Genomic DNA, 24,300 nt, shown 5'->3' with positions numbered 1-24,300 from the left:
GGTCTCATTTGGGAAATGGCAAGGTGCCACCCTCAAAAAGCCGGGTGTGTGTCTTTCCAGACAGGCTGACAAGACGGGCGGCTTGCAGTCCAGTGGCAAACAGACAACATTGGCGCTCTGGCTTCGGGGAGGAAGCATGGACGCCACCGACAAGGCCGCGCGAATTGTTCGAACGGTTGTTGAAACGCTGAAGCCGGGCTTTGCTGTCAAGCTGTGGACCGGCGAGCGCATTGGCCCCGCTACCGGCCCCGTGCTCACCGTCAACGACCCGGACATTGTCTGGCAGGTGGTCCGCCGTCCCGCCTTCTCGACGCTGATCGAGATGTGGATTTCCAAGGCGGTCGACATCGAAGACGGATCGCTGTTTGACTTCTATGCCCTGCCTTCGCAAGGCAAACTCAGGTCGAAACTCAAGACATTGCCGAAGCTGGCGATCCTGCGTGATCTGCCAGCCGTGCTGTTTTCAAGGAAACAGATGACGGCGCGGACCGATCTTTCGGGGCGCAATCCCTTCGTCAGCGGTTCGAGCCAGGAAGCGATCCAGCATCATTACGACATCTCGAATGCCTTCTATCGGCTCTTTCTCGACGAACGCATGGTCTACAGTTGCGGTTACTTCAAGGATTTCGCCAACAGCATCGATGAGGCGCAAATCGACAAGCTCGACCATATCTGCCGCAAGCTGCGGCTGAAGCCCGGCGAGAGGCTGCTCGACATAGGTTGCGGCTGGGGAGCGATGCTGATCCATGCCGCGAAGAACTACGGCGTCGTCGGCCACGGTGTCTCGTTGTCGGAAGCCCAGACGCAACTTGCCCGTGAGCGCATTCGCGCCGAGGGGCTGGAGGACAAGATCACGATTGAAATAAAATCCTACGCCGAGCTTACCGGTAGCTTCGACAAGATATCGTCGATCGGTATGTTCGAGCATCTGGGGCTCGCCAACCATGCCGCCTACTTCTCCACAATCCACCGGTTGCTGAAACCGGGCGGCATCTATCTGCATCATGCCATCACCAGGCGCAGCAAGGGCGACATCAAGAAAACCCTGCGCAAGGGTCCGGAGTTCAAGGCGCTGATCAAATACATCTTCCCCGGCGGCGAACTCGACACGATCGGCATGACGCTCGGCAATCTCGAAGCCCACGGCTTCCTCGTCTACGATGTCGAGAACCTGCGCGAACACTATGCCCGCACCTGCAGGCTGTGGGCCGAGCGCCTGCATGCAAGGTTCGACGAGGCAATCGCCGAAGTGGGAGAAGCCAAGGCGCGGCTGTGGCTGCTTTACCTGACCGGCTGTTCGATCACCTTCGAACGTGCCTCGGCACAGATTTTCCAGACTGTCGTCACCAAGCGCGCGCGTGGCTCGAGCGGGCTGCCGTCTACAAGGGCGGATCTATACCAATGATCAGATGAAGCGCATCGTGTCGCCGACCTCGATGCTGGCCGGCCGATCGACCGTACAATAGACGCCGAGATTGTGCGCGTTGTGGCGGACCAGATTGCGCAGGATGCCGGGATCATTGTCGAAGCCATCCTGGGCGATGATGGTGAAACCGCAGCGGCGGCAGGGTTCCGAGATGGTCAGCAACAGGTCGCCGATCGCCAGCTTGCGGCCGATCCATTCCGTCTCTGGAAACGATCCTTCGATTGCCGCCATGTCGACGACGATGTTGGGACGAAAACGGCGCGGATCGGGGGTCCCTTCCGGATGCAATGCCTTCAGGCGTGTCAGCGAAGCCGTGGTCAACAGATGGATCGGCGCCTTGCGGTAGCGCTCCGCGGTCAGCGGGCCGGAATAATCAGGCGCGGCATTCTCCCGGCGAAACGGCCGGATCGAGGCCTCGAAGCCAAGATAGGCCGACACCGCGCTGTCGCTCTCGATACCCGGCGCAGCCAGCCAGTCGCCGTCCGGGATGGCGATCTCGAGTTCGCGGGCAGGCGACAGCCGGGTCCGGATGCGCGGCACCTTGTGCCATTTCGCGTCGCGATCCGGCCGGGCGATTTCATTGTCGGTGGCATCGACAAGGCCGAACACGCGGTCGCCGTCGATGCTCTCGACGTCGACCGAGATTGTTTCCAGGCGCTCACCGGCAAGCGAACTCGCTGGATAGCGCCAGAGCTCACTGACAGTGCCCAGTGCGGCCTCGTCCTGCATCAAGCCTTCTTGTTCTGCCGGTTGGCGATCAGGTCGTCGACGACGGCCGGATCGGCCAGCGTCGAGGTGTCGCCAAGGGCTGAGAAATCGTCCTCGGCGATCTTGCGCAGGATGCGACGCATGATCTTGCCCGAGCGCGTCTTCGGCAGGCCGGGCGCGAACTGGATCTTGTCGGGCGAAGCGATGGCGCCGATCTCCTTGCGGACATGAGCGACGAGTTCCTTGCGCAACTCCTCGCTCGGCTGCTCGCCGCCCATCAGCGTGACGTAGCAGTAGATGCCCTGGCCCTTGATGTCGTGCGGATAGCCGACGACGGCGGCTTCCGAAACCTTGTCGTGGCTGACCAGTGCGGATTCGACTTCGGCCGTGCCCATGCGATGGCCGGAGACGTTGATGACGTCGTCGACGCGGCCGGTGATCCAGTAATAGCCGTCGGCGTCGCGGCGGCAGCCATCGCCGGTGAAGTACTTGCCCTTGTAGGTCGAGAAATAGGTCTGGATGAAGCGATCATGATCGCCATAGACGGTGCGCATCTGGCCGGGCCAGGAATCGGTGATGCACAGATTGCCGTCGGCAGCACCTTCCAGCACGTTGCCCTCGCCGTCGACCAGCTGCGGCTTGACGCCGAAGAACGGCCGCGTCGCCGAGCCTGCCTTGAGGTCGGTGGCGCCGGGCAGTGGCGTGATCAGGATGCCGCCGGTCTCGGTCTGCCACCAGGTGTCGACGATCGGCACCTTGCCGTTGCCGACGATGTTGAAATACCACTCCCAGGCTTCCGGATTGATCGGCTCGCCAACCGAACCCAGCACGCGCAGCGACTTGCGCGACGTCTTGGTGACATGCGCATCGCCGGCGCCCATCAGCGCCCGCAGCGCCGTCGGGGCGGTGTAGAAGATGTTGACCTTGTGCTTGTCGATGACGTCCCAGAAGCGCGACTGCGACGGATAGTTCGGCACGCCTTCGAACATCAGCGTGGTGGCGCCGTTGGCGAGCGGGCCGTAGACGATGTAGCTGTGGCCGGTGACCCAGCCGACATCGGCGGTGCACCAATAGATGTCGCCGTCATGGTAGTCGAAGACATATTGGTGCGTCATCGAGACGTAGACGAGGTAGCCGGCGGTGGTGTGCAGCACACCCTTCGGCTTGCCGGTCGAGCCGGAGGTGTAGAGGATGAACAGCGGATCCTCGGCCTTCATCTTCTCCGGCTTGCATTCGGCCTTCACCGTCGCGATCTCGTCGTGATACCAGACGTCGCGCCCCGGCGCCCAGCCGACCTTGCCGCCGGTGCGGCGCACGACGACAACGTTCTTGACCATGACGAAATTCTTGGCGGCGATGTCGATCGCCTTGTCGGTGTTCTCCTTAAGTGGAATGGCCTTGCCGCCGCGCAGGCCTTCGTCGGCAGTGATGACGAAGGTCGATTCGCAATCGACGATGCGGCCGGCCAGCGCATCCGGCGAAAAGCCGCCGAAGACGATCGAGTGGATGGCGCCGATGCGCGTGCAGGCCAGCATCGCATAGGCCGCTTCCGGGATCATCGGCATGTAGATGGTGACGCGGTCACCCTTCTTGACGCCGTGCTTCTTCATCACGTTGGCGAGCCGGCAGACATGCTCGTAGAGCTCGTTGTAGGTGATCTTCTTGTCGTCGTAGGGATTGTCGCCTTCCCAGATGATGGCGGTCTGGTTGCCGCGCTTCTTCAGGTGCCGGTCGATGCAGTTATAAGAGACGTTGGTCAGCCCGTCCTCGAACCATTTGATCGAGACCTTGCCGTCGAAGGAGGTGTTCTTGACCTTGCTGTAGGGCTTGAACCAGTCGATGCGCTTGCCGTGCTTGCCCCAGAACTTGTCCGGTGACTTGACGCTGTCGGCATACCATTTCAGGTAGGTGTCATTATCGATCAGCGCGTTTTTCTTCCACGCCGGCTGGACGCGATGGACATGAACCTCGGACATTTCTTCACTTCCTCCCAAACCAATCCGCCGGCTTGAAACGCCGGCGGGATCGCGACAAAGCTGCCGCGAATTCGCGGCATTATTACCAGTTCGCCCGTCATCGCAATATTAGACGTTGGATTCGCGCGGCGGGATGCCGCAGGCAATTTGCCTGCCGCTGTCAGCACTCGGGCGGGCTCGCTGCTAACCGCATGTTTTCGCGCGGAAAACTCGTTCTCGATCAGGAAAAATCAATAGACAGTTAAGCAACGGCGCGCACACTCTGACGTTGGGAGGAAAGGAGACTCAACCAGGGACCGCCCAAGGGGACTGCCATGCGCGACCATTCCGAAATGGACCTGATGCTCAAAGGCTATGGCCTGACCACGGCCAAGATTCTTTATCATTTCCCCGACCATCCGCATCTGCTGCAGAGCTTCATCTGGCAGGACTATGATCTGGCGCCGCAATTTCCGGTGCTGATCAAGTTCATCGAATTCTGGAAGGCCAAGCTGGACGGGCCGCTGCATTCGATCAGCTACACGCACCAGAAGCTGATCGCGCCGAATGAATGGCGCAAGGTGGACGGCGAGTTCGTGCTTCACTGAACGGCGGCCGCAGACGGTCTGTTTCCATTCTGGTCCCGCGACAGCAGCGCCGCTGTCGGCTATCCTACGCAGGTGGCGCGGCAAGGCAGAGTGCCCAAGGCGCGTCCGCGATCGGGAGAACGGACATGACCGCGTTCGACTATGCCGCGCTGCTGCTTCGTGTCAGCGTCGGCGGCCTGTTTCTTGCCCATGCCTATCTGAAGTACTTCGTCTTCACGCCCAAGGGCACAACCGATTATTTCCAGTCGCTCGGCGTACCCGGCTATTTCGGCTTGATCGCCATCGCAGCCGAAACGGCCGGCGGTCTTGGTCTGATCTTCGGCGTCGCCACGCGGCTGGCGGCCATTCTGCTCATTCCCCTGATGCTAGGCACGATCGTGCTCGTCCACGGCAAAAATGGTTTCTGGTTCACCAATGCGGGCGGTGGCTGGGAGTATCCGGCGCTGTGGGTCGTCTGCCTGATCATCATTGCCCTGATCGGCAGCGGCCAGGCAGCGCTTTGGCCAATCTGGGGGTAGGCTATCGGGCCGCGCAACGCGCGGCCTGAGCAAAAAATATCAGACCGCCGGCGGGTTGAGCCGGGCGAAACCTTCCTGGCGGCGATAGGGGAAATACGGGTAGGGGGCCGTGACTTCGCTTGCCGCGTCGAGTGTCCTGATCTGCTCCGGCGTCAACGTCCAGCCGACGGCGCCGAGATTCTGGCGCAGCTGTTCCTCGTTGCGGGCGCCGATGATGACCGACGACACGGTCGGGCGCTGGAGCAGCCAGTTGATGGCGATCTGCGGCACGGTCTTGCCGGTTTCCTGCGCCACCGCGTCGAGGGCATCCATGACCTGGTAGAGATGCTCGTCCTCGACCGGCGGCCCGAAGCTTGCTGTGTCGTGCAGCCGGCTCTTTTTCGGCAAAGGCTGGCCACGGCGGATCTTGCCGGTCAGGCGGCCCCAGCCGAGCGGGCTCCACACCAGCGCGCCGACGCCCTGGTCGAGGCCGAGCGGCATCAGCTCCCATTCATAGTCGCGGCCGACCAGCGAATAGTAGACCTGATGCGCTACGTAGCGGGGGTAGCCGTGCTTGTCAGCCTCGGCCAGCGACTTCATCACTTGCCAGCCGGAGAAATTGGAGACGCCGACATAGCGCAGCTTGCCCGAGCGCACGAGCTGGTCCAGCGTCGACAGCACCTCCTCGATCGGCGTGCCGGCATCGAAGGCGTGCAGCTGCAGAAGGTCGATGTAGTCGGTGCCGAGGCGCCTCAGCGCATCATCCACGGATCTGATCAGCCGCGCACGCGACGAGCCGTAGTCGGCCGGCCCATCGCCCATCGGCAGCGAGGTCTTGGTCGAGATCAACACGGCATCGCGGCGATCCTTTATCGCTTCGCCAAGCACCTCTTCCGAGGCGCCGTTCGAATAGACGTCGGCGGTGTCGAACAGGTTGACGCCGGCCTCCAGGCAGATGTCGATCAGCCGCCGCGCCTCGCTGGCGTCGCTGTTGCCCCAGGCGCCGAACAGCGGGCCGGAACCGCCAAAAGTTCCCGCGCCGAATGAGAGTGCGGGCACTTTCAGGCCCGATGCACCGAGACGTCGATAGTCCATCTTTTTACTCCTGATGGTGTGGAATGAAGGTGTCGAAAGTGGGTTTGCCGAGGACGGTCACGACCGGATGGAGGCAGGCTCGCCGAGCGTGTCGGTGCGATCGAGACGCAGCGCCAGTCCCGCCACGGCGAGTGCGGCGAGCGGCAGCAGGGCGGCGACCCAGGTGAGGGACCCCAGACCAAGCCCATGGGCAATCACCGCGCCACCAAGCCAGGCGCCTGCCGCATTGCCGAGATTGAAGGCGGCGATGTTGAAGGACGAGGCGAGGCTCTGGCCGGCACCTTGCGCCTTGTCCAATACCCACATCTGCAGCGGCGCCACGGTGGCGAAGGCGGCAGCGCCGAGCAGTCCGACATAGATGACGGCCATCACCTGGCTGTGGATGGCGAAGGTCATGGTTGCGAGCACCAGGGCCAGCACCACGAGACTGCCCAGCACGGCCGACACCAGCCAGCGGTCGGCGACCTTGCCGCCAAGCAAATTGCCGGCGATGAGACCGCCGCCGAAGACGAGCAGGATCGGCGATACGGCCGCTTCCTTGAAGCCGCTGATCTCGGTCAGCAACGGCGCGATATAAGTGAAAACGGCGAAGACACCGGCATAGCCGAGTACGGTGGTGGCAAGACCGAGCAGTACGGGCGTGCGGCGCAAAACGGCGAGATCGGCGCGCAGGTCGCTCTTTTCGGGCGCCGCCTGGCTGCGTGGCACCAGGGTCAGGATGACGGCGAAGGCCGCCAGACCGACCAATGTCACCGCCCAGAAGGTCGCCCGCCAGCCAAAGGCCTGGCCGAGCCAGGTGCCGAAGGGCACGCCGAGGATGTTGGCGATGGTCAGCCCGGTGAACATCAGTGCGATCGCCGAGGCCTTCTTGTTGGGCGCCACCAGCCCTGTGGCGACGACAGAGCCGACGCCGAAGAAGGTGCCGTGGGCAAAGGCAGTGATGATGCGGGCGCCCATCAGCGTCCAGTAGTCGGGTGCCAGCGCACAGGCGAGATTGCCAAGCGTGAAGATCGCCATCAGCGCAAGGAGCACGGTCTTTCGTGGCCAGTTGCCGGTGGCGATGGTCAGCAGGGGCGCGCCGATGACGACGCCAAGCGCATAACCAGAAATGAGTTGGCCGGCGGCCGAGATCGAAACGCCGAGATCCTTGCTGACATCGAGCAGCAGACCCATGATGACGAATTCGGTGACGCCAATGCCGAAGGCACCGGCGGCGAGGGCGTAGAGAGCAAGAGGCATGGCTGTTTCCACTTCGATGACGAAGAGCGCCGTCCCGCGCCCCGACCCGAAAGATCGTATTGCCCTGCATTGTGAACCAGACTTGCCTTGGGCACATTTTCTGTGAAATAGATTCACAAATGGCCAGGTCCGACATCAATCGCTCCGGCGAGATCGAAGTGTTCGTGCGCGTCGTCGAGGAAGGCAGTTTTTCCTCTGCGGCACGCGCGTTGCGCATGACGCCGTCGGCGGTGAGCAAGCTGATCGCGCGACTGGAGGCCCGGCTTGGCGCGCGGCTGGTCAGCCGTTCGACGCGAAAACTACAACTGACGCCGGAAGGCACCGGGTTCTACGAGAGCGGCCTGCGCATCCTGGCCGACATGGTGGCGGCCGAGCAGGAGGCAGCGGCGGGTGCGGCGCCACGCGGGCGGCTGCGCGTCAACAGCTACGTGCCCTTCGGGGTGCATCGGTTGATCCCGCTTCTGCCGCGCTTCCTCCAACGCTATCCGGAGATTTCGGTCGATCTGGTGCTGACCGACAGCGTCATCGACCTGATGGCGGAACGTGCCGATGTCGCCATCCGTGCCGGCCCGCTAAGTGAGTCACGGCTGGTCGCACGCAAGCTCGGGCAAAGCCCGGTGGTGGTCGTTGCGGCACCTTCTTACCTCGAGGCGCACGGCATGCCGCTGACGCCAGCCAATCTCGATAGACACAACCGCATGGGCTTCGGTTTTGTACGGCATGTCGACGGTTGGCCGTTCCTTGACGCGGAGGGCCGCGCCATCATGGTTCCGATCACCGGCAACACGCAGGTCAGCGATGGCGAGGCGATGCGGCTGATGGCGCTGGCGGGCGCGGGCGTCGCTCGGCTGGCGTATTGGCATGTGGCCGCCGATATCGCCGCCGGCCGGCTGGTGTCGCTGTTGGAGGCATTCAATCCCGGCGACGAGGAGCCCACCCACGCCGTCTATGTCGGCCAGGGCCGGCACCTGCCAGCGCGGGTGCGCGCCTTTCTCGATTTTCTCGGGGAAAGCGTGCGGCTGACCTGACATCTAGGGAGCCATGGGCTCCCTAGATGTCAGCCTAGGCTGCGTTATGCTTTCGGCGTGAACGGCGCCGGGCGGCGGCCCGCTGCCTGGCGTTCCAGCATCCAGCCGGGATATTCGGACGGCAGGGCGCTGACCTCGTCGAGGCGAACCAGATCGTCGGTGTCGAGCTTCAGTTGGGTCGCGGCAAGGTTCTGCTCCAGCTGCTCCATGCGGCTGGCGCCGATGATGACGCTCATCACGAAGGGCTTGGCCAGGACATAGCCGAGCGCCACCGTGGGGACACTCACATCATGCTTTTTGGCGATTTCGCGCATGACGGCAACAGCCGCCCAGGCGCGATCCTCATTGACCGGCGGGAAGTTGAAGCTGGCGCGGCGACCTTCGCCATTGCCCGGTGCGCCGGGGCCGTATTTGCCGGACAGCAGGCCGCCGGCCATCGGCGACCACACCATCAGGCCGAGCTTCTCCTCGTTGAGCAGCGGCACGATCTCGCGCTCGAGATCGCGGCCAGCGATGGAATAATAGGACTGGACGGTCTCGAAACGGGCGAAGCCCTTGCGCTCGGCGATGCCGAGCGCCTTGGCGATACGCCAGGCCGCCCAGTTGGAGACGCCGACATAGCGGACCTTGCCGCTGGCAACCAGATCGTCCAGTGCCCGCAGCGTCTCGTCGATCGGCGTCACGGTGTCGGTGCCGTGCAGCTGATAGAGATCGATATGGTCGAGCTGCAGCCGCTCGAGGCTGGCATCGACCGAATCCATGATGTGGCCGCGTGACGAGCCGCGCTGGTTGGGGCCTTCGCCCATGGCGCCATGCGCCTTGGTGGCGATGACCACATTCTGCCTGTTGACGCCGAGATCCCTGAGCGACTGACCAAGCAGCCGTTCGGATTCGCCGAAGGAGTAGACGTCGGCCGTATCGAAGAAATTGACGCCCGCGGCGAGCGAATGGGCGACGATCTCGTTGACGCCCTTCTGGTCGAGGCTGGCAATCAGGCCCCATTGGGCATTCTGGCCGGCGGCGCCGAAGGTCATGGTGCCGAGGCACAGTTCGGAGACGAACATCCCCGTATTTCCAAGCTGGTTGTAACGCATGGTGGAGGCTCCAGAGAGTTGTGATGGCACAAAGCAAATAGGAACGGTACGTTTCGTTTCCAGTCTTGGAGCAACGAACCCGCCGAGTTGGCCTAAAGGCCGTTGCCTCTCAGCGGCTGCCGAAGATCGCCGACCCAACCCGAACGCTGGTGGCGCCGAAGGCGATCGCGGTCTCGTAGTCGCCGGACATGCCCATCGACAGTCTGGCGACGCCGGCCTCATGCCCAAGCTTTTCCAGCAAGGCGAAATGGGGCCCGGGGTTCTCGTCGGCCGGCGGGATGCACATCAGGCCTTCGATGGCGAGGCCATGCACATCGCGGCAGCGGGTGACGAAAGCCACCGCCTCGCGTGGCTCGATGCCGGCTTTCTGCGGTTCGGAGCCGGTGTTGACCTGGACATAGAGTCTTGGTGCCCGCCCCTGCCTGGCGATCTCCTTGGCGAGTTCGGCGGCGATCTTCTCGCGATCGACCGTTTCGATGACGTCGAACAGCGCCACCGCCTCTTTCGCCTTGTTGGATTGCAGCGGGCCGATCAGATGCAGTTCGATGTCGGGAAATGCGTCCTTCAGATCAGGCCATTTGCCTTGCGCTTCCTGCACGCGATTCTCGCCAAAGATGCGCTGGCCTGCCTCGATGACCGGGCTGATATCGGCGGCGTCAAAGGTCTTGGAAACCGCAACCAGCGTCACCGCGCCGGCATCCCGCCCGGCCTCCTGCTCCGCTGCGGCGATCTTCGCCTTGACCGCGAAAAACTGCTGAACGACGTCGCCCATATGCAAATCCTGCTGTTTTGACCGGCGTTTTTATCAGACGCGATACCCATATGGTTGACGGGTTTGCCAAACCATGGTGAACACCCGGACCACATTCCCTGAACTGCCGAGCCGTCGCCCGCAGTTCGCGCATGCTTTTAAGTGAAAAACGCCCCATGGCAACCGAACGATACAATCCGCGCGCGTCAGAGCCCAAATGGCAGAAGGCCTGGGACGCCAAGAAGCTGTTCGAAGCGCACAATGACGATCCGCGCCCGAAATACTATGTGCTGGAGATGTTCCCCTATCCGTCGGGGCGCATCCATATCGGCCACACCCGCAACTACACGATGGGCGACGTGGTGGCGCGCTACAAGCGGGCCAAGGGTTTCAACGTGCTGCACCCGATGGGCTGGGACGCATTCGGCATGCCGGCCGAAAACGCGGCGATGCAGAACAAGGTCCACCCCAAGGAATGGACCTACCAGAATATCGCCACCATGCGCGAGCAGCTCAAGGTCATGGGCCTGTCGCTGGACTGGGCGCGGGAATTCGCCACCTGCGACGTCGACTACTATCACCGCCAGCAGATGCTGTTCCTCGATTTCGTCGAGAAGGGGCTGGTGACGCGCAAATCCTCCAAGGTCAACTGGGATCCGGAGGACATGACCGTGCTCGCCAACGAGCAGGTCATAGATGGGCGCGGCTGGCGCTCGGGCGCGCTGGTCGAACAGCGCGAACTGACGCAGTGGTTCTTCAAGATCACCGACTTTGCGCAGGATCTGCTGGATTCGCTCGACGGCCTCGACGAATGGCCGGAAAAAGTGAAGCTGATGCAGCAGAACTGGATCGGTCGCTCGGAAGGCCTACTGATCCGTTGGCCTCTGGCCACCGCCTCCGGCGGCGAGCATGAGCTGGAAGTCTATACGACAAGGCCTGACACCATTTTCGGCGCTTCCTTCATGGCTGTCGCCGCCGATCACCCGTTGGCCAAAAAAGCCGCCGAGAGCAATCCGGCGCTGGCGAAGTTCATCGAGGAAGTCCGTCATATGGGTACCTCGGTGGCGGCGCTGGAGACGGCTGAGAAGAAGGGCTTTGACACCGGTATCCGCGTCGTCCATCCGTTTGACGACAGCTGGACGCTGCCTGTCTATGTCGCCAACTTCGTGCTGATGGAATACGGCACCGGCGCCATCTTCGGCTGCCCGTCGGGCGACCAGCGCGACCTCGACTTCGCCAACAAATACGGCCTGCCGGTGATTCCAGTGGTGATGCCGGAGGGCGAGAATCCGGCGAGCTTCCAGATCATCGATGAAGCCTATGTCGACGACGGCGTGATGATCAATTCGCGCTTTCTCGACGGCATGAAGCCGGATCAGGCTTTCGACGAGGTGGCGAAACTGCTGGAGCAGAAGACCATCGGCAACCGGCCGATGGCCGAGCGCAAGGTGAATTTCCGCCTGCGCGACTGGGGCATTTCGCGCCAGCGCTACTGGGGCTGCCCGATCCCGATGATCCATTGCGAGGATTGCGGCGTGGTGTCGGTGCCGAAGGCCGACCTGCCGGTCAAGCTGCCCGACGATGTCGATTTCGACCGGCCGGGCAATCCGCTCGACCGGCATCCGACATGGCGGCATGTGAAGTGCCCGCAATGCGGCAGGGATGCACGGCGCGAAACCGACACGATGGACACGTTCGTCGATTCGTCCTGGTACTTTGCCCGTTTCACGGCACCGTGGGCGCATGAACCGACCGATCCCAAGGCGGCGAATGAATGGCTGCCGGTCGACCAGTATATTGGCGGCATCGAGCATGCGATCCTGCACCTGCTCTATTCGCGCTTCTTCACCCGCGCCATGCGTGAGACCGGCCATGTCGATCTGGCCGAGCCGTTCAAGGGCCTGTTTACGCAAGGCATGGTGGTGCACGAAACCTATCGCGTCGGCTCGGCGTCGAATGGCCGCTGGCTGGCGCCCACCGAGGTGCGGCTGGAGGATGTCGACGGCAAGCGCAGCGCCATCGACATCGCCACCGGCGAGGCCGTCACCATCGGCCCGCTGGAAAAGATGTCGAAGTCGAAGAAGAACACGGTGAGCCCGGAAGACATCACCGATGGCTACGGCGCGGATACGGCGCGCTGGTTCATGCTGTCGGATTCGCCGCCCGAGCGCGATGTCGAATGGACCGACGATGGCGCTGCCGGCGCGCATCGCTTCATCCAGCGCATCTGGCGTCTGGTGTCGACGGCAGCTGAAACACTGGCCGGCATCAAGCCCGTGGCGGCTGGCAGCGGCGAGGCCGCAGTGGTTTCCAAGGCCGCGCACAAGATCCTGAAGGCGGTCGGTGAGGATATCGAGAAGCTCGCTTTCAACCGCGCCATCGCCCGCATGTACGAACTGGCCAACGCGCTGACCACGCCGCTTAATGAGGTGGCCGAAGGCAAGGCCGACGCGGCGCTGAAAGGCGCCTGCCGGCAGGCGGTGGAGATTCTCGTGCATCTGATCGCGCCGGTCATGCCGCATCTGGCCGAGGAGTGTTGGGAAACGCTCGGCGGCGCCGATCTGGTCGCCGAACGGCCGTGGCCGGTCTTCGATCCGGCGCTGGTCGTCGACAACGAAGTCACCTATCCGGTACAGGTCAACGGCAAGAAGCGGGGGGATTTGACAATTGCCCGCGACGCGGACCAAGGTGCGGTCGAAAAAGCGGTATTGGCTCTCGACTTCGTGCAGAAAGCACTCGAAGGTAAGGCTCCGCGCAAGGTGATCATCGTGCCGCAGAGGATCGTCAATGTCGTTGCCTGAGCCGGAAAAGACAGAGCTGAGCCGTTTGCTGCGTCGCATCGCGCTTGCCGGCCTGGTCGGCTCGCTCGTGCTTGTCTCGGCCTGCACGGTGCGGCCGCTCTATTCGAGTGCGCCGCTGTCGGGTTCGCAGGCCAGCGCCAGTGCCGAACTGGCGTCGATCGGCATCAAGCCGGTCGGCTCGCGTTACGGCCAGCAGGTGCGCAACAATTTGATTTTCGGGTTTGGGCGAGGCGCCGGCGAGCCGGCCTCGCCGGCCTATTCGCTCACTCTCGGCGTGAGCGAAGCCGTCGAGTCCGCGGCACTCGTGCAGGTCGGAACCGACCAGGACGAGCCAACCGCCGGTTCCGTGACGCTGACCGGCACCTATACGCTGGCCGACGTGAAGACCGGTGCGGTGATCGCATCCGGCAAGCGTTCGATCACCTCGTCCTTCGACAGGCCGCGACAGGAGTTCGCGGCATACCGGGCGCAGATCGACGCCGAGAATCGCGCCGCGCGCGAGCTTGCGGAAGCGCTGCAACTGTCCATTGCCCAGGATCTGGTCAGGCACAGCAAGACGGCTGGCTAGCGCTGCTCATCGGTCTAGCGCCCCAAGCATGACGGGATGATCGTGAGATCACGATCAGGTTCCGAATTGAGATCGTCCGGCATCGCCGCAAAGATACGCCATCAGACTCCTCCATGGCACAGCGAGCAGATCGCGCCACCGGCGTGTGCGCAGTGAGACGACGATCGTGCCGCGTCGCTCGCAGAGGGTGTCACGACGATTTTGCTGCCCAAGGATGGTTGGCGATCCGTCCGGGAAGCAACTGTTAACCACTCGCTCCCTATTGCTCGGCAGACATTTCGGAGTGAGTCTTGAGAATGGAAGCCAGGCGTTTTTCACGGGTCAATTTGTTGAAGGCAGCATCGCCCGATGATCCCGAGGGGAAGCGTTTCGACGGCATCAACGACAAGGGCGGTCAGCGAATTTCTTCAGCAGCGACAGGCGCTCTTGATCGTCCGGCGCACAAGGGACTGGACGGCCGGCAGCCCGGTACACACGAGGCTGGTTATTCCGCGCCGGTTGTCGATCTCGGCGGCAACAAGCGGCTCTATATGGAGCCCAGGGGTAGCTCGGAGGCGAGCAACGCGCCCTCGAAAGTCGGCGATATCGAAAGCCCTGCCTGGCAAGAATACTTCTTCCTCGCACCCAACGTGCGTTTCACCCGCACGCCCGACTATGAGGCCAAGAAGCATCGTCCGCAGGACGAGCGTGTTGTCGAGCAAGGCGATGCGGACGCGCTCCCGACGCAGCAAGCCGTCGCGCAACCCATGGTCGACGAGGCGTCCGCCGCGCCCTCGCTCCTGGCATTGCCGGCATCGGTGAAAAGCCCCGCCTCCCAGCCGCTGACCGGCCGCGGAGCCGCCACGCAAAGGCCGTCACCGCCGGCTGCGGCTTTCGTTCCCTCGGGGGGTGCCAGAGAGAAGGTGCCAGTCGTTACGCCGGCGCCGCCGAGGACGGCCACAACGGGACGAGCAACCGCGCGCACGGTTGCCGCTGCGGGCGCCCAGATCAGACCGGCTGCTCCCGAAAAGCTGCGCTGGCCCTATCTTTCGGATCACGCCTTCTTCGAGGCTATGGCGCCCTATCTGGTCGATGTTTCGTCCCAGGCCCGGCAGGCCAACCCGCCTGCACCGGTCACCGCAGTGCCTGTCGCCGCTGCGCGGGCCGACATCCGTCCGCCGACAGCGACCGATGCCACCTCGCTGTTTCGTGTGATCGAATGTCTTCCGAGCCAGGCCTCGAAACCGTTGCCGGACGTTTTGCCGGCTAACTCGAACGAGGCTCTCGCTCAGCCCAAAGTGCCAGCGAGCAACGCGTCACTGCAGGCCCAGCCCGCTGCAATCCCCGCTGCGGCGCGCGATGCCGTTCCCGTGCCGGCCGTTCCAAGCGTGGACGCCACCGTCAGGGTCGCGGCCGCGCGTCCTTCCTCGCGCCTGCCTCGGACCGGCAAAATTGTGCCATCAACGTCGGGCGATCCCTATGAGCTTCCCCCGGAAGATCTGTTGCAGCAGCCCCCGGAGGGACAAGGCTTCTACATGTCGCAGGAGCGGCTTGAGCAGAACGCCGATCTGTTGGAGAGCGTGCTCGAAGATTTCGGTGTGCGCGGCGAGATCATTCATGTTCGTCCCGGCCCGGTCGTCACGCTCTATGAGTTCGAGCCGGCGCCGGGCGTCAAATCTTCCCGTGTCATCGGGCTTGCCGATGATATCGCCCGCTCCATGTCTGCTGTTTCGGCGCGCGTCGCCGTCGTGCCTGGCCGCAATGTCATCGGCATAGAGCTTCCCAACGAGACGCGAGAAACCGTCTATTTCCGCGAGCTGATCGAATCGGAGGGTTTTCGCAAGACCAGCTGCAAGCTGGCGCTTTGTTTGGGCAAGACGATCGGGGGTGAGCCGGTCATCGCCGAGCTGGCGAAGATGCCGCATTTGCTCGTGGCCGGCACCACCGGCTCCGGCAAGTCGGTTGCCATCAACACCATGATCCTGTCGTTGCTCTACCGGCTGAAGCCGGAAGAATGCCGGCTGATCATGGTCGATCCCAAGATGCTTGAACTCTCCGTCTATGACGGCATCCCACATCTTCTGACGCCCGTCGTCACGGATCCCAAGAAAGCCGTCACCGCGCTCAAATGGGCGGTGCGCGAAATGGAGGACCGGTATCGCAAGATGGCGCGGCTCGGTGTGCGCAACATCGACGGCTACAACGAGCGCGCCGCTACTGCCCGCGACAAGGGCGAGACGGTTGTCATGACGGTGCAGACCGGTTTCGAAAAGGGCACCGGCGAGCCGCTTTTCGAACAGCAGGAAATCGACCTTGCGCCGATGCCCTACATCGTCGTCATCGTCGACGAGATGGCCGACCTGATGATGGTCGCCGGCAAGGAGATCGAAGGCGCCATCCAGCGTCTGGCGCAGATGGCGCGCGCTGCCGGCATTCACCTGATCATGGCAACGCAGCGCCCCTCGGTCGATGTCATCACGGGCACGATCAAGGCCAATTTCCCGACCCGGATTTCCTTCCAGGTCACATCCAAGATCGACAGCCGCACCATCCTGGGCGAGCAGGGCGCCGAACAACTGCTTGGCCAGGGCGACATGTTGCACATGATGGGTGGCGGGCGCATTTCGCGCGTGCATGGGCCCTTTGTTTCCGACGCCGAAGTCGAGCATGTGGTGGCGCATCTGAAGGCGCAGGGTCGTCCTGAGTATCTGGAAACCGTGATCGCCGACGAGGATGAGGAAGAAATCGAAGACGACCAGGGCGCGGTCTTCGACAAGGGATCGGTTGCAGCCGAAGACAGCGATGCCATCTACGACGAGGCGGTCAAGGTGGTGGTGCGCGACAAGAAGTGTTCGACGTCCTACATCCAGCGCCGCCTTGGCATCGGCTACAACCGCGCCGCATCCCTCGTCGAGCGCATGGAAAAGGAAGGATTGGTCGGCACACCTAACCATGTCGGCAAACGCGAAATCATCATGGGCCGGCGCCAGCAGGCGAGTGCGCCTGACGACGACAATGCGGATTGATCGGCGAGCTCTTTTGGTGGCGTGGCTTCGTCTGACGTGCATTAAAAAAGGCCGGTTACCCGGCCTTTTTTGTTAGTTGAAAATGGTGCGGGTCAGCCGATCTTCTGGCCGGTCTTGGCCCAGTCGGCGAGGAACTGTTCCAGGCCCTTGTCGGTCAGCGGGTGCTTGACCAGTGCCTTCAGGGTCGCCGGCGGCGCGGTAACAACATCGGCGCCGATCAGGGCCGCCTGCTTGACGTGGTTCACGGTGCGCACCGAAGCGACGAGGATCTCGGTCTGGAAATCGTAATTGTCGTAGATCTGCCGGATTTCCTGGATCAGCTCCATGCCGTCGATGCCGATGTCGTCGATGCGGCCGACGAAGGGTGAGATGAACGAGGCGCCGGCCTTGGCCGCAAGCAGCGCCTGGTTGGCCGAAAAGCACAGCGTGACGTTGACCAGGCGGTTCATCTCGGTGCGGATCGTCTTGCAGGCCTTGAGGCCGTCCAGCGTCAGCGGCACCTTGATGCAGACATTGTCGGCGATCTTGGCCAGAACCTTGGCCTGCTGCATCATTTCGGAATATTCGGTGGCGGTGACTTCAGCCGAAACCGGGCCTTTGACGATGTCGCAGATCTCTTTGGTGACCTCGGCGATCTTGCCGCCGGATTTGAGGATCAGCGACGGGTTGGTGGTAACGCCGTCGAGCAGTCCAAGATCGTTCAGCTCACGGATATCCTTGATGTCGGCGGTGTCGACAAAAAATTTCATGGCGGGTCTCCTGAAGATTCTTATGTGCATGCCATGCACATTCGGGGTCGGCCTTTGATCTAGACCAAAGTCAGGGCAAGGTCACGCCTCATGATCGAAGATTCGCCCTTTGTCGCAGCCGCACCGGTGCTGGTGCCGATGCCCGCCGAACGCCCCTACACCTATGCCGTGCCGGCCGGCATGCGCGTGGTGCCGGGCTCGATCGTGCGCGTGCCGCTCGGTCCGCGCCAGGTCGCCGGCATCGTCTGGGATGGGGCGGTCGAGAAGGTCGACGCGAAGAAGCTGCGCCCCATCGAACAGGTCTTCGATTGCCCGCCGATCGACCGCGCCATGCGCCGCTTCGTCGACTGGGTGGCGCAATACACGCTGTCGCCGCCAGGCATGGTGGCGCGCATGCTGCTTCGGGCGCCGGAAGCTTTCGACCCCGAACCGTGGATCGAGGGGCTGCAGCGCACGCTTCTCGCACCCGACCGGATGACGGGTGCCAGGCAGCGCGTGCTGGAGACGGCCGAAGGCGGGCTCGCCTGGACGCGATCCGGCCTCGCCCACGCCGCCGGCGTGTCGTCGACGGTGATCGACGGCCTGAGGGCGCAAGGCGTGTTCGAAACGGTGATGATCCCGCCGCGCCCGGTGGTGGCCGCGCCCGATTCCAGCTACGCCATACCGGAACTGATGCCGGACCAGAGCGACGCGGCGCTGATGCTGCGCGCCAATGTCGCAGCCGGTGTGTTCAACGTCGCGCTGCTCGACGGGGTCACCGGTTCGGGCAAGACGGAGGTTTATTTCGAGGCGGTGGCGGCCGCGCTCGACCAGGGCAAGCAGGTGCTGATCCTGCTGCCGGAAATCGCGCTGACGCATGCCTTTCTCGAGCGCTTCCAGCAGCGCTTCGGCGCCAAGCCGGGCGAATGGCATTCCGACCTGCCGCCGCGGATGCGCGAAAAAGTCTGGAGGCAAGTGGCGGAGGGCGGCGTGCGCGTCGTCGCCGGCGCGCGCTCGGCGTTGTTCCTGCCGTTCAAGGAGCTCGGCCTGATCGTCGTCGACGAGGAGCACGACCCTGCTTACAAGCAGGAGGATCGCGTCTTCTACAATGCGCGCGACATGGCGGTGGTGCGCGGCCATATCGGGAGCTTTCCGGTCGTACTGGCGTCGGCGACGCCATCGGTCGAAAGCCGGGTCAATGCGAGCCAAGGTAAATACAACAGAGCCGTGCTTTCAGCTCGCTTCGCCGAGGCTGCACTGCCTCACCTCAAGGCGATCGACATGCGGCGCGCACCGCCGGCGCGCGGCGGCTTCCTGTCGCCGGTGCTGCTCGACCAGATGCGCCAGACGCTGGAGAGGAAGGAGCAGTCGCTGCTGTTCCTCAACCGGCGCGGCTATGCGCCGTTGACGCTGTGCCGGGTTTGTGGCCACCGCTTCGGCTGCCCGGTCTGCTCGGCCTGGCTGGTCGAACATCGCTTTCGCGGCCAGCTGGTCTGCCATCATTGCGGTCACAATGAGCGTCGCCCCGAGGCTTGCCCGGAATGCGGCACGCTCGATCATCTGGTCGCTTGCGGCCCGGGTGTCGAGCGCATCGCGGAGGAGGTCGTGGCGCATTTTCCCGACGCGCGCACCATCGTTTTGTCGTCGGACCTGATGGGTGGCGTGCGGCGGCTGCGGCTGGAGCTGGAGGCGATCGCCGATGGCGAGGCCGACATCGTCATCGGCACGCAGCTCGTCGCCAAGGGCCACAACTTTCCCAACATGACCCTGGTCGGCGTCGTCGATGCCGATCTCGGTCTTGCCAATGGCGATCCGCGTGCCGCCGAGCGCACCTTCCAGCTGCTCAGCCAGGTCACCGGCCGTGCCGGCCGCACCGGCAAGAAGAGCCTTGGCCTTTTGCAGACTTTCCAGCCGGATCATCCGGTGATGCGGGCGATCATCTCCGGCGATTCGGAGGCCTTTTACGAGCGCGAGATTGCCGAGCGCGAACGGGCGGCGTTGCCGCCCTTCGGCCGGCTGGCAGGCGTCATCGTCAGCGCGGTGACGCGAGCGGAAGCCGAGGGCCATGCACGCGGCCTGCGCCGCGCCGCGCCCGAGGCGACGGACCTGTTCGTACTAGGGCCGGCCGAGGCGCCGCTGTCCCTGCTCGGCGGCCGTCATCGTTTCCGCCTGCTGATCCAGGGCGAACGGCGCGCCGACATGCAAGGGTTTATTCGCGCGATGCTGGCCAATGGGCCGAAACAGCGCGGCTCGGTCAGGGTGCAGGTCGACATCGACCCACAGAGCTTTTTGTAAGGTTGCGCTTTCGGCGAGAGACTGCCTCCAGCGAGGAATGGAAATCACATGAAAACCCTTGGCCTTCTGGGCGGCATGAGCTGGGAATCGACCGCCATCTACTATCGGCTGCTCAACGAGATCGTACGCGGGCGGCTGGGCGGCTTGCATTCGGCGAGGCTTCTGCTGTGGTCCTTCGACTTCGCTGAGATCGCCGAGCGGCAGCATCACGGCGACTGGGACGGCGCGGGCGTGCTTCTCGTAGAGTCGGCGCGCAAGCTTGAAGCCGGCGGCGCGGAAGGTCTGCTTTTGTGCACCAACACCATGCATAAACTGGCCGACCAGGTGCAGGCGTCGGTGTCGATCCCGTTGATCCACATTGCCGATGCCACTGCGGTGGCGGTCAAGCGCGCCGGCATGCGGCGCCCGGCGCTGCTGGCGACGCGCTTCACCATGGAGCAGGATTTCTACAAGGGCCGGCTCGCCGACAAATACGGTCTGCGGCCGGTCATACCCGATGCCGCCGGGCGCGACATGGTTCACCATGTCATCTACGACGAGCTGTGCCAGGGGATCGTGGCAGAAGCGTCCAAGGCCGCCTATATCGCCGAGACCGAACGCCTACGCCGCGAAGAGGCGGCCGATAGCGTCATCATGGGTTGCACCGAGATCACCATGCTCATCGGCCAACAGGATTTCGACATTCCCGTGTTCGACACGACACGCATTCATGCCGAGGCGGCGGTCGAATTCGCGCTTAGCTGATGCGCTTTTCCTAAAGTGCCTGATGCCATCTGGCGCGGGTTCTTTCCTTCGCTAGAATGCCCGGAATTTCAAAACAGGCATTTCGAGGGGACAAGATGGATTTTGCGCTTCCGTGGCCGACGAGCCAGGGCGAATGGCTGGCGTGGTCGAGCGCCGTCGTCACCGTGCTGCTCGGGCTTTTGTTCTTTCTGGCGCCGAGCCTCGCCTTCCGTGCCTTACGCTTGCAGGTCAAGCCCGAGAAGGCTGCGGCGATCGCCGAGGGACGCGGCAGGATGTCGGGCTTCTATCTCGGCGTCGGTCTGTGCTGCATCCTCTTGGCACAGCCGCTGATCTACATGGCGCTCGGCTTCTCCTGGCTGTTCACCGCCTTCGGCCGGCTGCTGTCGATGATGTCGGATGGCGCCAACACGCCTTTCAATTGGGTTTCCATTGTGGTGGAATTGGTGCTGGCGGCATTGCCGCTCGCCTTTGCCTTCGGCTTTCTGCCTTGAATCGTTGGGTATTCCGCGATGGAAGACGGGTGACTTTCGACGGATGCGACAATAGTGCCTGAAAACCATGCGGAACGACGCATTGCGGTCTTAAAATGCCTGTGCTAGACGGCAATCGACTTTCGGCCGGGGATAGCGGAAGCCGCGCCTCCGTGCTCGAAAAAATGCAGTAAGGTCAAAGATTTAGCCAGAGTTTTTGCTCGCGCCAACAATCTGCGGCCTGTCAGACAAGAGAAAAGACGGTCCGTGGCTCAATCGTCATCGCCAATCTCAGGTGTCGCAGAACGCTATGCGGGTTCGCTGTTCGAACTCGCCCTGCAGGCAAATTCCGTGGCCAAGGTCGAAGCCGACCTCAACAGTTTCGAAGCGATGCTCGCGGGCAGCGCCGATCTCACCCGGCTGATCAACAGCCCGGTTTTCTCCAGCGAGGACCAGGCCAAGGCCATCGCGGCGATCGCCGACAAGGCCGGGATCACCGGCCTCACCGGCAATTTCCTGCGCGTCGTCGCCCGCAACCGCCGCCTGTTCGCCATTCCCGGCATGATCAGGGCATTCCGCCAGATCGCCGCCGAACATCGTGGCGAGACCGCTGCTGAAGTGACGTCGGCGCACGAGCTGACCGCTGCCCAGCAGACCGAACTCAAGGCGGCGCTGAAGAGCGTTGCCGGCAAGGACGTGGCCATCTCCGTCACCGTCGATCCGTCGCTGCTCGGCGGGCTGGTGGTCAAGATGGGCTCGCGCCAGATCGATACGTCGCTCAAAACCAAACTCAATTCGCTCAAGCTTGCACTGAAAGAGGTCGGCTGATGGACATCCGCGCCGCGGAAATTTCCGCAATTCTGAAAGACCAGATCAAGAATTTCGGCAAGGAGGCCGAGGTCTCCGAAGTCGGACAGGTGCTGTCTGTCGGTGACGGTATCGCCCGTGTCTATGGCCTCGACAATGTCCAGGCCGGCGAGATGGTCGAATTCCCCGGCGGCATCCGCGGCATGGCGCTCAACCTCGAAGCCGACAATGTCGGCGTCGTCATCTTCGGCGCCGACCGCGACATCAAGGAAGGCGACATCGTCAAGCGCACCGGCGCCATCGTCGATGTCCCCGTCGGCCCCGGCCTGCTCGGCCGCGTCGTCGACGCGCTCGGCAATCCGATCGACGGCAAGGGCCCGATCAAGGCGACCGAACGCAAGCGCGTCGACGTCAAGGCGCCCGGCATCATCCCGCGCAAGTCGGTCAACGAGCCGATGTCGACCGGCCTCAAGGCCATCGATGCGCTGATCCCGGTTGGCCGCGGCCAGCGCGAGCTGGTCATCGGCGATCGCCAGACCGGCAAGACCGCCATCATCCTCGACACGATGCTCAACCAGAAGTCGGTGCACGACAACGGCCCCGAGAAGGAAAAGCTCTACTGCGTCTACGTCGCCGTCGGCCAGAAGCGCTCGACCGTCGCGCAGTTCGTCAAGGTGCTGGAAGAGCGCGGCGCGCTCGAATACTCGATCATCGTCGCCGCCACCGCTTCCGATCCGGCGCCGATGCAGTTCCTGGCGCCGTTCGCCGGCGCCACCATGGGCGAATATTTCCGCGACAACGGCATGCACGCGCTGATCAGCTACGACGATCTTTCGAAGCAGGCCGTCGCCTATCGCCAGATGTCGCTGCTGCTGCGCCGTCCGCCGGGCCGCGAAGCCTATCCGGGCGACGTCTTCTACCTGCACTCGCGCCTGCTCGAGCGCGCCGCCAAGCTCAACGACGATCTGGGCGGTGGTTCGCTGACCGCCCTGCCGATCATCGAGACGCAGGCCAACGACGTGTCGGCCTACATCCCGACCAACGTGATCTCGATCACCGACGGCCAGATCTTCCTCGAAACCAACCTGTTCTTCCAGGGCATCCGTCCCGCGGTGAACGTCGGCCTGTCGGTCAGCCGCGTCGGCTCGGCCGCGCAGATCAAGGCGATGAAGCAGGTTGCAGGCTCGATCAAGGGTGAGCTCGCGCAGTACCGCGAAATGGCGGCCTTCGCGCAGTTCGGCTCGGATCTCGATGCCGCCACGCAGCGCCTGCTCAACCGCGGATCGCGCCTGACCGAACTCCTGAAGCAGCCGCAGTTCTCGCCGCTGAAGACGGAAGAGCAGGTCGCGGTGATCTTTGCCGGCGTCAACGGCTATCTCGACAAGCTGCCGGTCAACCAGGTCGGCAAGTTCGAGCATGGCCTGCTCAGCCACATGCGTTCGGCCGGCAAGGACGTTCTCGACGCCATCCGCAAGGAAAAGGCGCTGTCGGACGATCTGCGCGCCAAGCTGAAGGCCGAGATCGACGCTTTCGCCAAGACCTTCGCCTGAGCGAAGTGCAAGACGGGATCAGGTTTGAAGCATGCCTTCATTAAAAGACCTTCGTAACCGTATCGCCTCGGTCAAGGCGACGCAGAAGATCACCAAGGCGATGCAGATGGTCGCCGCGGCGAAGCTGCGCCGTGCGCAAGAGGCCGCGGAAGCGGCGCGCCCCTATTCGGAGCGCATGGGTTCCGTGCTGGCCAACATCACCCAGGCAATCGGCGGCGGCGGCGATGCCCCGGCGCTGATGACCGGCACCGGCAAGGATGACGTGCATCTGCTCGTCGTCTGCACCGCCGAGCGCGGCCTGTGCGGCGGCTTCAATTCGCAGATCGCCCGCCTTGCCCGCGACCATATCCGCAGGCTTTTGGCCGACGGCAAGCAGGTCAAGATCATCTGCGTCGGCAAGAAGGGTTTCGATATCCTGCGCCGCGACTATGCTTCGATGATCATCGACCGTGTCGACCTGCGCGAGGTCAAGACGCTGCGTTTCGTCAATGCCGATGCGATCGCCAAGAAGGTCATCCACCTCTTCAACGAGGGCGGCTTCGACATCTGCACGCTGTTCTATTCGCAGTTCAAGTCGGTGATCAGCCAGATCCCGACCGCGCAGCAGATCATCCCGGCGGGCGTTGCTTCGGCTCCGGCCGAGGCGGTGGATGGCGGCAACGCTGTCTATGAGTATGAACCGGAGCCGGGCGAAATCCTCTCCGACCTCATTCCGCGCAACATCTCCGTGCAGGTTTTCCGGGCGCTGCTCGAAAACGCTGCCGGCGAAATGGGCGCCAAGATGAGCGCCATGGACAATGCGACGCGCAACGCCGGCGAGATGATCAACAAGTTGTCGATCACCTACAACCGCCAGCGGCAGGCGCAGATCACCAAGGAACTGATCGAAATCATTTCGGGCGCCGAGGCGCTCTAGGCGCGGTTCGCGGGT

General features: G+C 63.3%; 20 protein-coding genes. 13 read left to right on the top strand and 7 right to left on the bottom strand.

Annotation, left to right across the window (positions count from 1 at the left end):
* Nucleotides 1–136 precede the first annotated feature (136 nt).
* Nucleotides 137–1,405 (top strand): cyclopropane-fatty-acyl-phospholipid synthase family protein, encoded by a 1,269-nt coding sequence (locus EJ076_RS02580; RefSeq protein WP_126066803.1) that lies wholly within the window; start codon nucleotides 137–139, stop codon nucleotides 1,403–1,405.
* Here the strand turns inward: EJ076_RS02580 and EJ076_RS02575 are convergent, their stop codons facing one another.
* Nucleotides 1,406–2,155 carry an MOSC domain-containing protein gene (locus EJ076_RS02575; protein ID WP_126066802.1) on the bottom strand — a complete coding sequence of 250 codons (750 nt, stop codon included), beginning with the start codon at nucleotides 2,153–2,155 and terminating at the stop codon, nucleotides 1,406–1,408.
* The gene (gene acs / locus EJ076_RS02570; RefSeq protein ID WP_126066801.1) at nucleotides 2,155–4,110 is read right to left on the bottom strand and encodes an acetate--CoA ligase; all 1,956 of its coding nucleotides are present in this window, start codon (nucleotides 4,108–4,110) and stop codon (nucleotides 2,155–2,157) included. Before acs ends, EJ076_RS02575 begins: the two co-directional genes overlap by 1 nt.
* 314 nt (nucleotides 4,111–4,424) lie before the next feature.
* On the opposite strand from acs, the gene EJ076_RS02565 reads away from it, so the two are divergent.
* Together EJ076_RS02565 and EJ076_RS02560 are read left to right on the top strand one after the other, a co-directional pair.
* Nucleotides 4,425–4,697, top strand: coding sequence for an usg protein (locus tag EJ076_RS02565; protein WP_109664371.1), 273 nt, complete (start codon nucleotides 4,425–4,427; stop codon nucleotides 4,695–4,697).
* Nucleotides 4,698–4,822: 125 nt separating this feature from the next.
* Nucleotides 4,823–5,215 (top strand): DoxX family protein, encoded by a 393-nt coding sequence (locus EJ076_RS02560; RefSeq protein ID WP_109664374.1) that lies wholly within the window; start codon nucleotides 4,823–4,825, stop codon nucleotides 5,213–5,215.
* 39 nt (nucleotides 5,216–5,254) lie between these two features.
* Here EJ076_RS02560 and EJ076_RS02555 read toward each other — a convergent pair whose 3' ends face one another.
* Both EJ076_RS02555 and EJ076_RS02550 read right to left on the bottom strand, forming a co-directional pair.
* Complete coding sequence (locus EJ076_RS02555; protein ID WP_126066800.1) at nucleotides 5,255–6,289, bottom strand: aldo/keto reductase; 1,035 nt, start codon at nucleotides 6,287–6,289, stop codon at nucleotides 5,255–5,257.
* 57 nt (nucleotides 6,290–6,346) lie between these two features.
* Entirely contained in the window at nucleotides 6,347–7,528 is a 1,182-nt protein-coding gene (locus EJ076_RS02550; RefSeq protein WP_126066799.1) for an MFS transporter, read from the bottom strand.
* A 119-nt stretch (nucleotides 7,529–7,647) separates the two neighbouring features.
* Between EJ076_RS02550 and EJ076_RS02545 the strand changes: the two genes are divergently transcribed.
* Nucleotides 7,648–8,556, top strand: coding sequence for a LysR substrate-binding domain-containing protein (locus EJ076_RS02545; protein ID WP_126066798.1), 909 nt, complete (start codon nucleotides 7,648–7,650; stop codon nucleotides 8,554–8,556).
* A 44-nt stretch (nucleotides 8,557–8,600) separates the two neighbouring features.
* Here EJ076_RS02545 and EJ076_RS02540 read toward each other — a convergent pair whose 3' ends face one another.
* Together EJ076_RS02540 and EJ076_RS02535 are read right to left on the bottom strand one after the other, a co-directional pair.
* On the bottom strand, nucleotides 8,601–9,650 hold the full coding sequence (locus tag EJ076_RS02540) for an aldo/keto reductase (RefSeq protein WP_126066797.1): 1,050 nt from the start codon (nucleotides 9,648–9,650) through the stop codon (nucleotides 8,601–8,603).
* Nucleotides 9,651–9,759: 109 nt separating this feature from the next.
* On the bottom strand, nucleotides 9,760–10,422 hold the full coding sequence (locus EJ076_RS02535; RefSeq protein ID WP_126066796.1) for a YggS family pyridoxal phosphate-dependent enzyme: 663 nt from the start codon (nucleotides 10,420–10,422) through the stop codon (nucleotides 9,760–9,762).
* 155 nt (nucleotides 10,423–10,577) lie between these two features.
* On the opposite strand from EJ076_RS02535, the gene leuS reads away from it, so the two are divergent.
* The 3 genes from leuS to EJ076_RS02520 all read left to right on the top strand — a co-directional run bounded on the left by leuS (nucleotide 10,578) and on the right by EJ076_RS02520 (nucleotide 16,775).
* The gene (gene leuS / locus EJ076_RS02530) at nucleotides 10,578–13,202 is read left to right on the top strand and encodes a leucine--tRNA ligase (protein WP_126066795.1); all 2,625 of its coding nucleotides are present in this window, start codon (nucleotides 10,578–10,580) and stop codon (nucleotides 13,200–13,202) included.
* Nucleotides 13,189–13,770 (top strand): LPS assembly lipoprotein LptE, encoded by a 582-nt coding sequence (gene lptE / locus EJ076_RS02525; RefSeq protein ID WP_126066794.1) that lies wholly within the window; start codon nucleotides 13,189–13,191, stop codon nucleotides 13,768–13,770. The genes leuS and lptE overlap by 14 nt, the downstream gene beginning before the upstream one ends.
* A 296-nt stretch (nucleotides 13,771–14,066) precedes the next feature.
* Nucleotides 14,067–16,775: a DNA translocase FtsK gene (locus EJ076_RS02520; protein ID WP_126066793.1), complete on the top strand. Its 2,709-nt coding sequence runs from the start codon at nucleotides 14,067–14,069 to the stop codon at nucleotides 16,773–16,775.
* A 92-nt stretch (nucleotides 16,776–16,867) separates the two neighbouring features.
* Here the strand turns inward: EJ076_RS02520 and fsa are convergent, their stop codons facing one another.
* Entirely contained in the window at nucleotides 16,868–17,524 is a 657-nt protein-coding gene (fsa, locus tag EJ076_RS02515; protein WP_126066792.1) for a fructose-6-phosphate aldolase, read from the bottom strand.
* 90 nt (nucleotides 17,525–17,614) lie between these two features.
* Here fsa and EJ076_RS02510 point away from each other — a divergent pair, with 90 nt between their 5' ends.
* From EJ076_RS02510 to EJ076_RS02485, 6 genes are all read left to right on the top strand, one after another.
* Nucleotides 17,615–19,798, top strand: coding sequence for a primosomal protein N' (locus EJ076_RS02510; protein ID WP_126066791.1), 2,184 nt, complete (start codon nucleotides 17,615–17,617; stop codon nucleotides 19,796–19,798).
* Between the two features lie 48 nt (nucleotides 19,799–19,846).
* Nucleotides 19,847–20,542, top strand: a complete 696-nt coding sequence (locus EJ076_RS02505; protein ID WP_126066790.1) for an aspartate/glutamate racemase family protein — start codon at nucleotides 19,847–19,849, stop codon at nucleotides 20,540–20,542.
* 95 nt (nucleotides 20,543–20,637) lie between these two features.
* Complete coding sequence (locus EJ076_RS02500) at nucleotides 20,638–21,033, top strand: DUF4345 family protein (protein WP_109664413.1); 396 nt, start codon at nucleotides 20,638–20,640, stop codon at nucleotides 21,031–21,033.
* Nucleotides 21,034–21,279: 246 nt separating this feature from the next.
* Entirely contained in the window at nucleotides 21,280–21,840 is a 561-nt protein-coding gene (locus tag EJ076_RS02495; protein ID WP_109664418.1) for a F0F1 ATP synthase subunit delta, read from the top strand.
* Entirely contained in the window at nucleotides 21,840–23,369 is a 1,530-nt protein-coding gene (atpA, locus tag EJ076_RS02490; RefSeq protein WP_126066789.1) for a F0F1 ATP synthase subunit alpha, read from the top strand. Before EJ076_RS02495 ends, atpA begins: the two co-directional genes overlap by 1 nt.
* Before the next feature lie 31 nt (nucleotides 23,370–23,400).
* Entirely contained in the window at nucleotides 23,401–24,285 is an 885-nt protein-coding gene (locus EJ076_RS02485; protein WP_126066788.1) for a F0F1 ATP synthase subunit gamma, read from the top strand.
* The last annotated feature ends 15 nt before the right edge of the window (nucleotides 24,286–24,300 follow it).

Origin of the sequence: Mesorhizobium sp. M7D.F.Ca.US.005.01.1.1 (genome assembly GCF_003952545.1) — a bacterium.
Lineage (GTDB): Bacteria > Pseudomonadota > Alphaproteobacteria > Rhizobiales > Rhizobiaceae > Mesorhizobium > Mesorhizobium loti.
Note: the sequence above shows the minus strand (reverse complement) of the source record. Positions and strands in the feature narration are given on the sequence as shown.

Bases quoted from the DNA above. Each gene is read 5' to 3' on its own strand.
- EJ076_RS02580 (WP_126066803.1), top strand. From the start codon at position 137: ATGGACGCCACCGACAAGGCCGCGCGAATTGTTCGAACGGTTGTTGAA.
- EJ076_RS02575 (WP_126066802.1), bottom strand. From the start codon at position 2,155: ATGCAGGACGAGGCCGCACTGGGCACTGTCAGTGAGCTCTGGCGCTAT.
- acs (WP_126066801.1), bottom strand. From the start codon at position 4,110: ATGTCCGAGGTTCATGTCCATCGCGTCCAGCCGGCGTGGAAGAAAAAC.
- EJ076_RS02565 (WP_109664371.1), top strand. From the start codon at position 4,425: ATGCGCGACCATTCCGAAATGGACCTGATGCTCAAAGGCTATGGCCTG.
- EJ076_RS02560 (WP_109664374.1), top strand. From the start codon at position 4,823: ATGACCGCGTTCGACTATGCCGCGCTGCTGCTTCGTGTCAGCGTCGGC.
- EJ076_RS02555 (WP_126066800.1), bottom strand. From the start codon at position 6,289: ATGGACTATCGACGTCTCGGTGCATCGGGCCTGAAAGTGCCCGCACTC.
- EJ076_RS02550 (WP_126066799.1), bottom strand. From the start codon at position 7,528: ATGCCTCTTGCTCTCTACGCCCTCGCCGCCGGTGCCTTCGGCATTGGC.
- EJ076_RS02545 (WP_126066798.1), top strand. From the start codon at position 7,648: ATGGCCAGGTCCGACATCAATCGCTCCGGCGAGATCGAAGTGTTCGTG.
- EJ076_RS02540 (WP_126066797.1), bottom strand. From the start codon at position 9,650: ATGCGTTACAACCAGCTTGGAAATACGGGGATGTTCGTCTCCGAACTG.
- EJ076_RS02535 (WP_126066796.1), bottom strand. From the start codon at position 10,422: ATGGGCGACGTCGTTCAGCAGTTTTTCGCGGTCAAGGCGAAGATCGCC.
- leuS (WP_126066795.1), top strand. From the start codon at position 10,578: ATGGCAACCGAACGATACAATCCGCGCGCGTCAGAGCCCAAATGGCAG.
- lptE (WP_126066794.1), top strand. From the start codon at position 13,189: ATGTCGTTGCCTGAGCCGGAAAAGACAGAGCTGAGCCGTTTGCTGCGT.
- EJ076_RS02520 (WP_126066793.1), top strand. From the start codon at position 14,067: ATGGAAGCCAGGCGTTTTTCACGGGTCAATTTGTTGAAGGCAGCATCG.
- fsa (WP_126066792.1), bottom strand. From the start codon at position 17,524: ATGAAATTTTTTGTCGACACCGCCGACATCAAGGATATCCGTGAGCTG.
- EJ076_RS02510 (WP_126066791.1), top strand. From the start codon at position 17,615: ATGATCGAAGATTCGCCCTTTGTCGCAGCCGCACCGGTGCTGGTGCCG.
- EJ076_RS02505 (WP_126066790.1), top strand. From the start codon at position 19,847: ATGAAAACCCTTGGCCTTCTGGGCGGCATGAGCTGGGAATCGACCGCC.
- EJ076_RS02500 (WP_109664413.1), top strand. From the start codon at position 20,638: ATGGATTTTGCGCTTCCGTGGCCGACGAGCCAGGGCGAATGGCTGGCG.
- atpA (WP_126066789.1), top strand. From the start codon at position 21,840: ATGGACATCCGCGCCGCGGAAATTTCCGCAATTCTGAAAGACCAGATC.
- EJ076_RS02485 (WP_126066788.1), top strand. From the start codon at position 23,401: ATGCCTTCATTAAAAGACCTTCGTAACCGTATCGCCTCGGTCAAGGCG.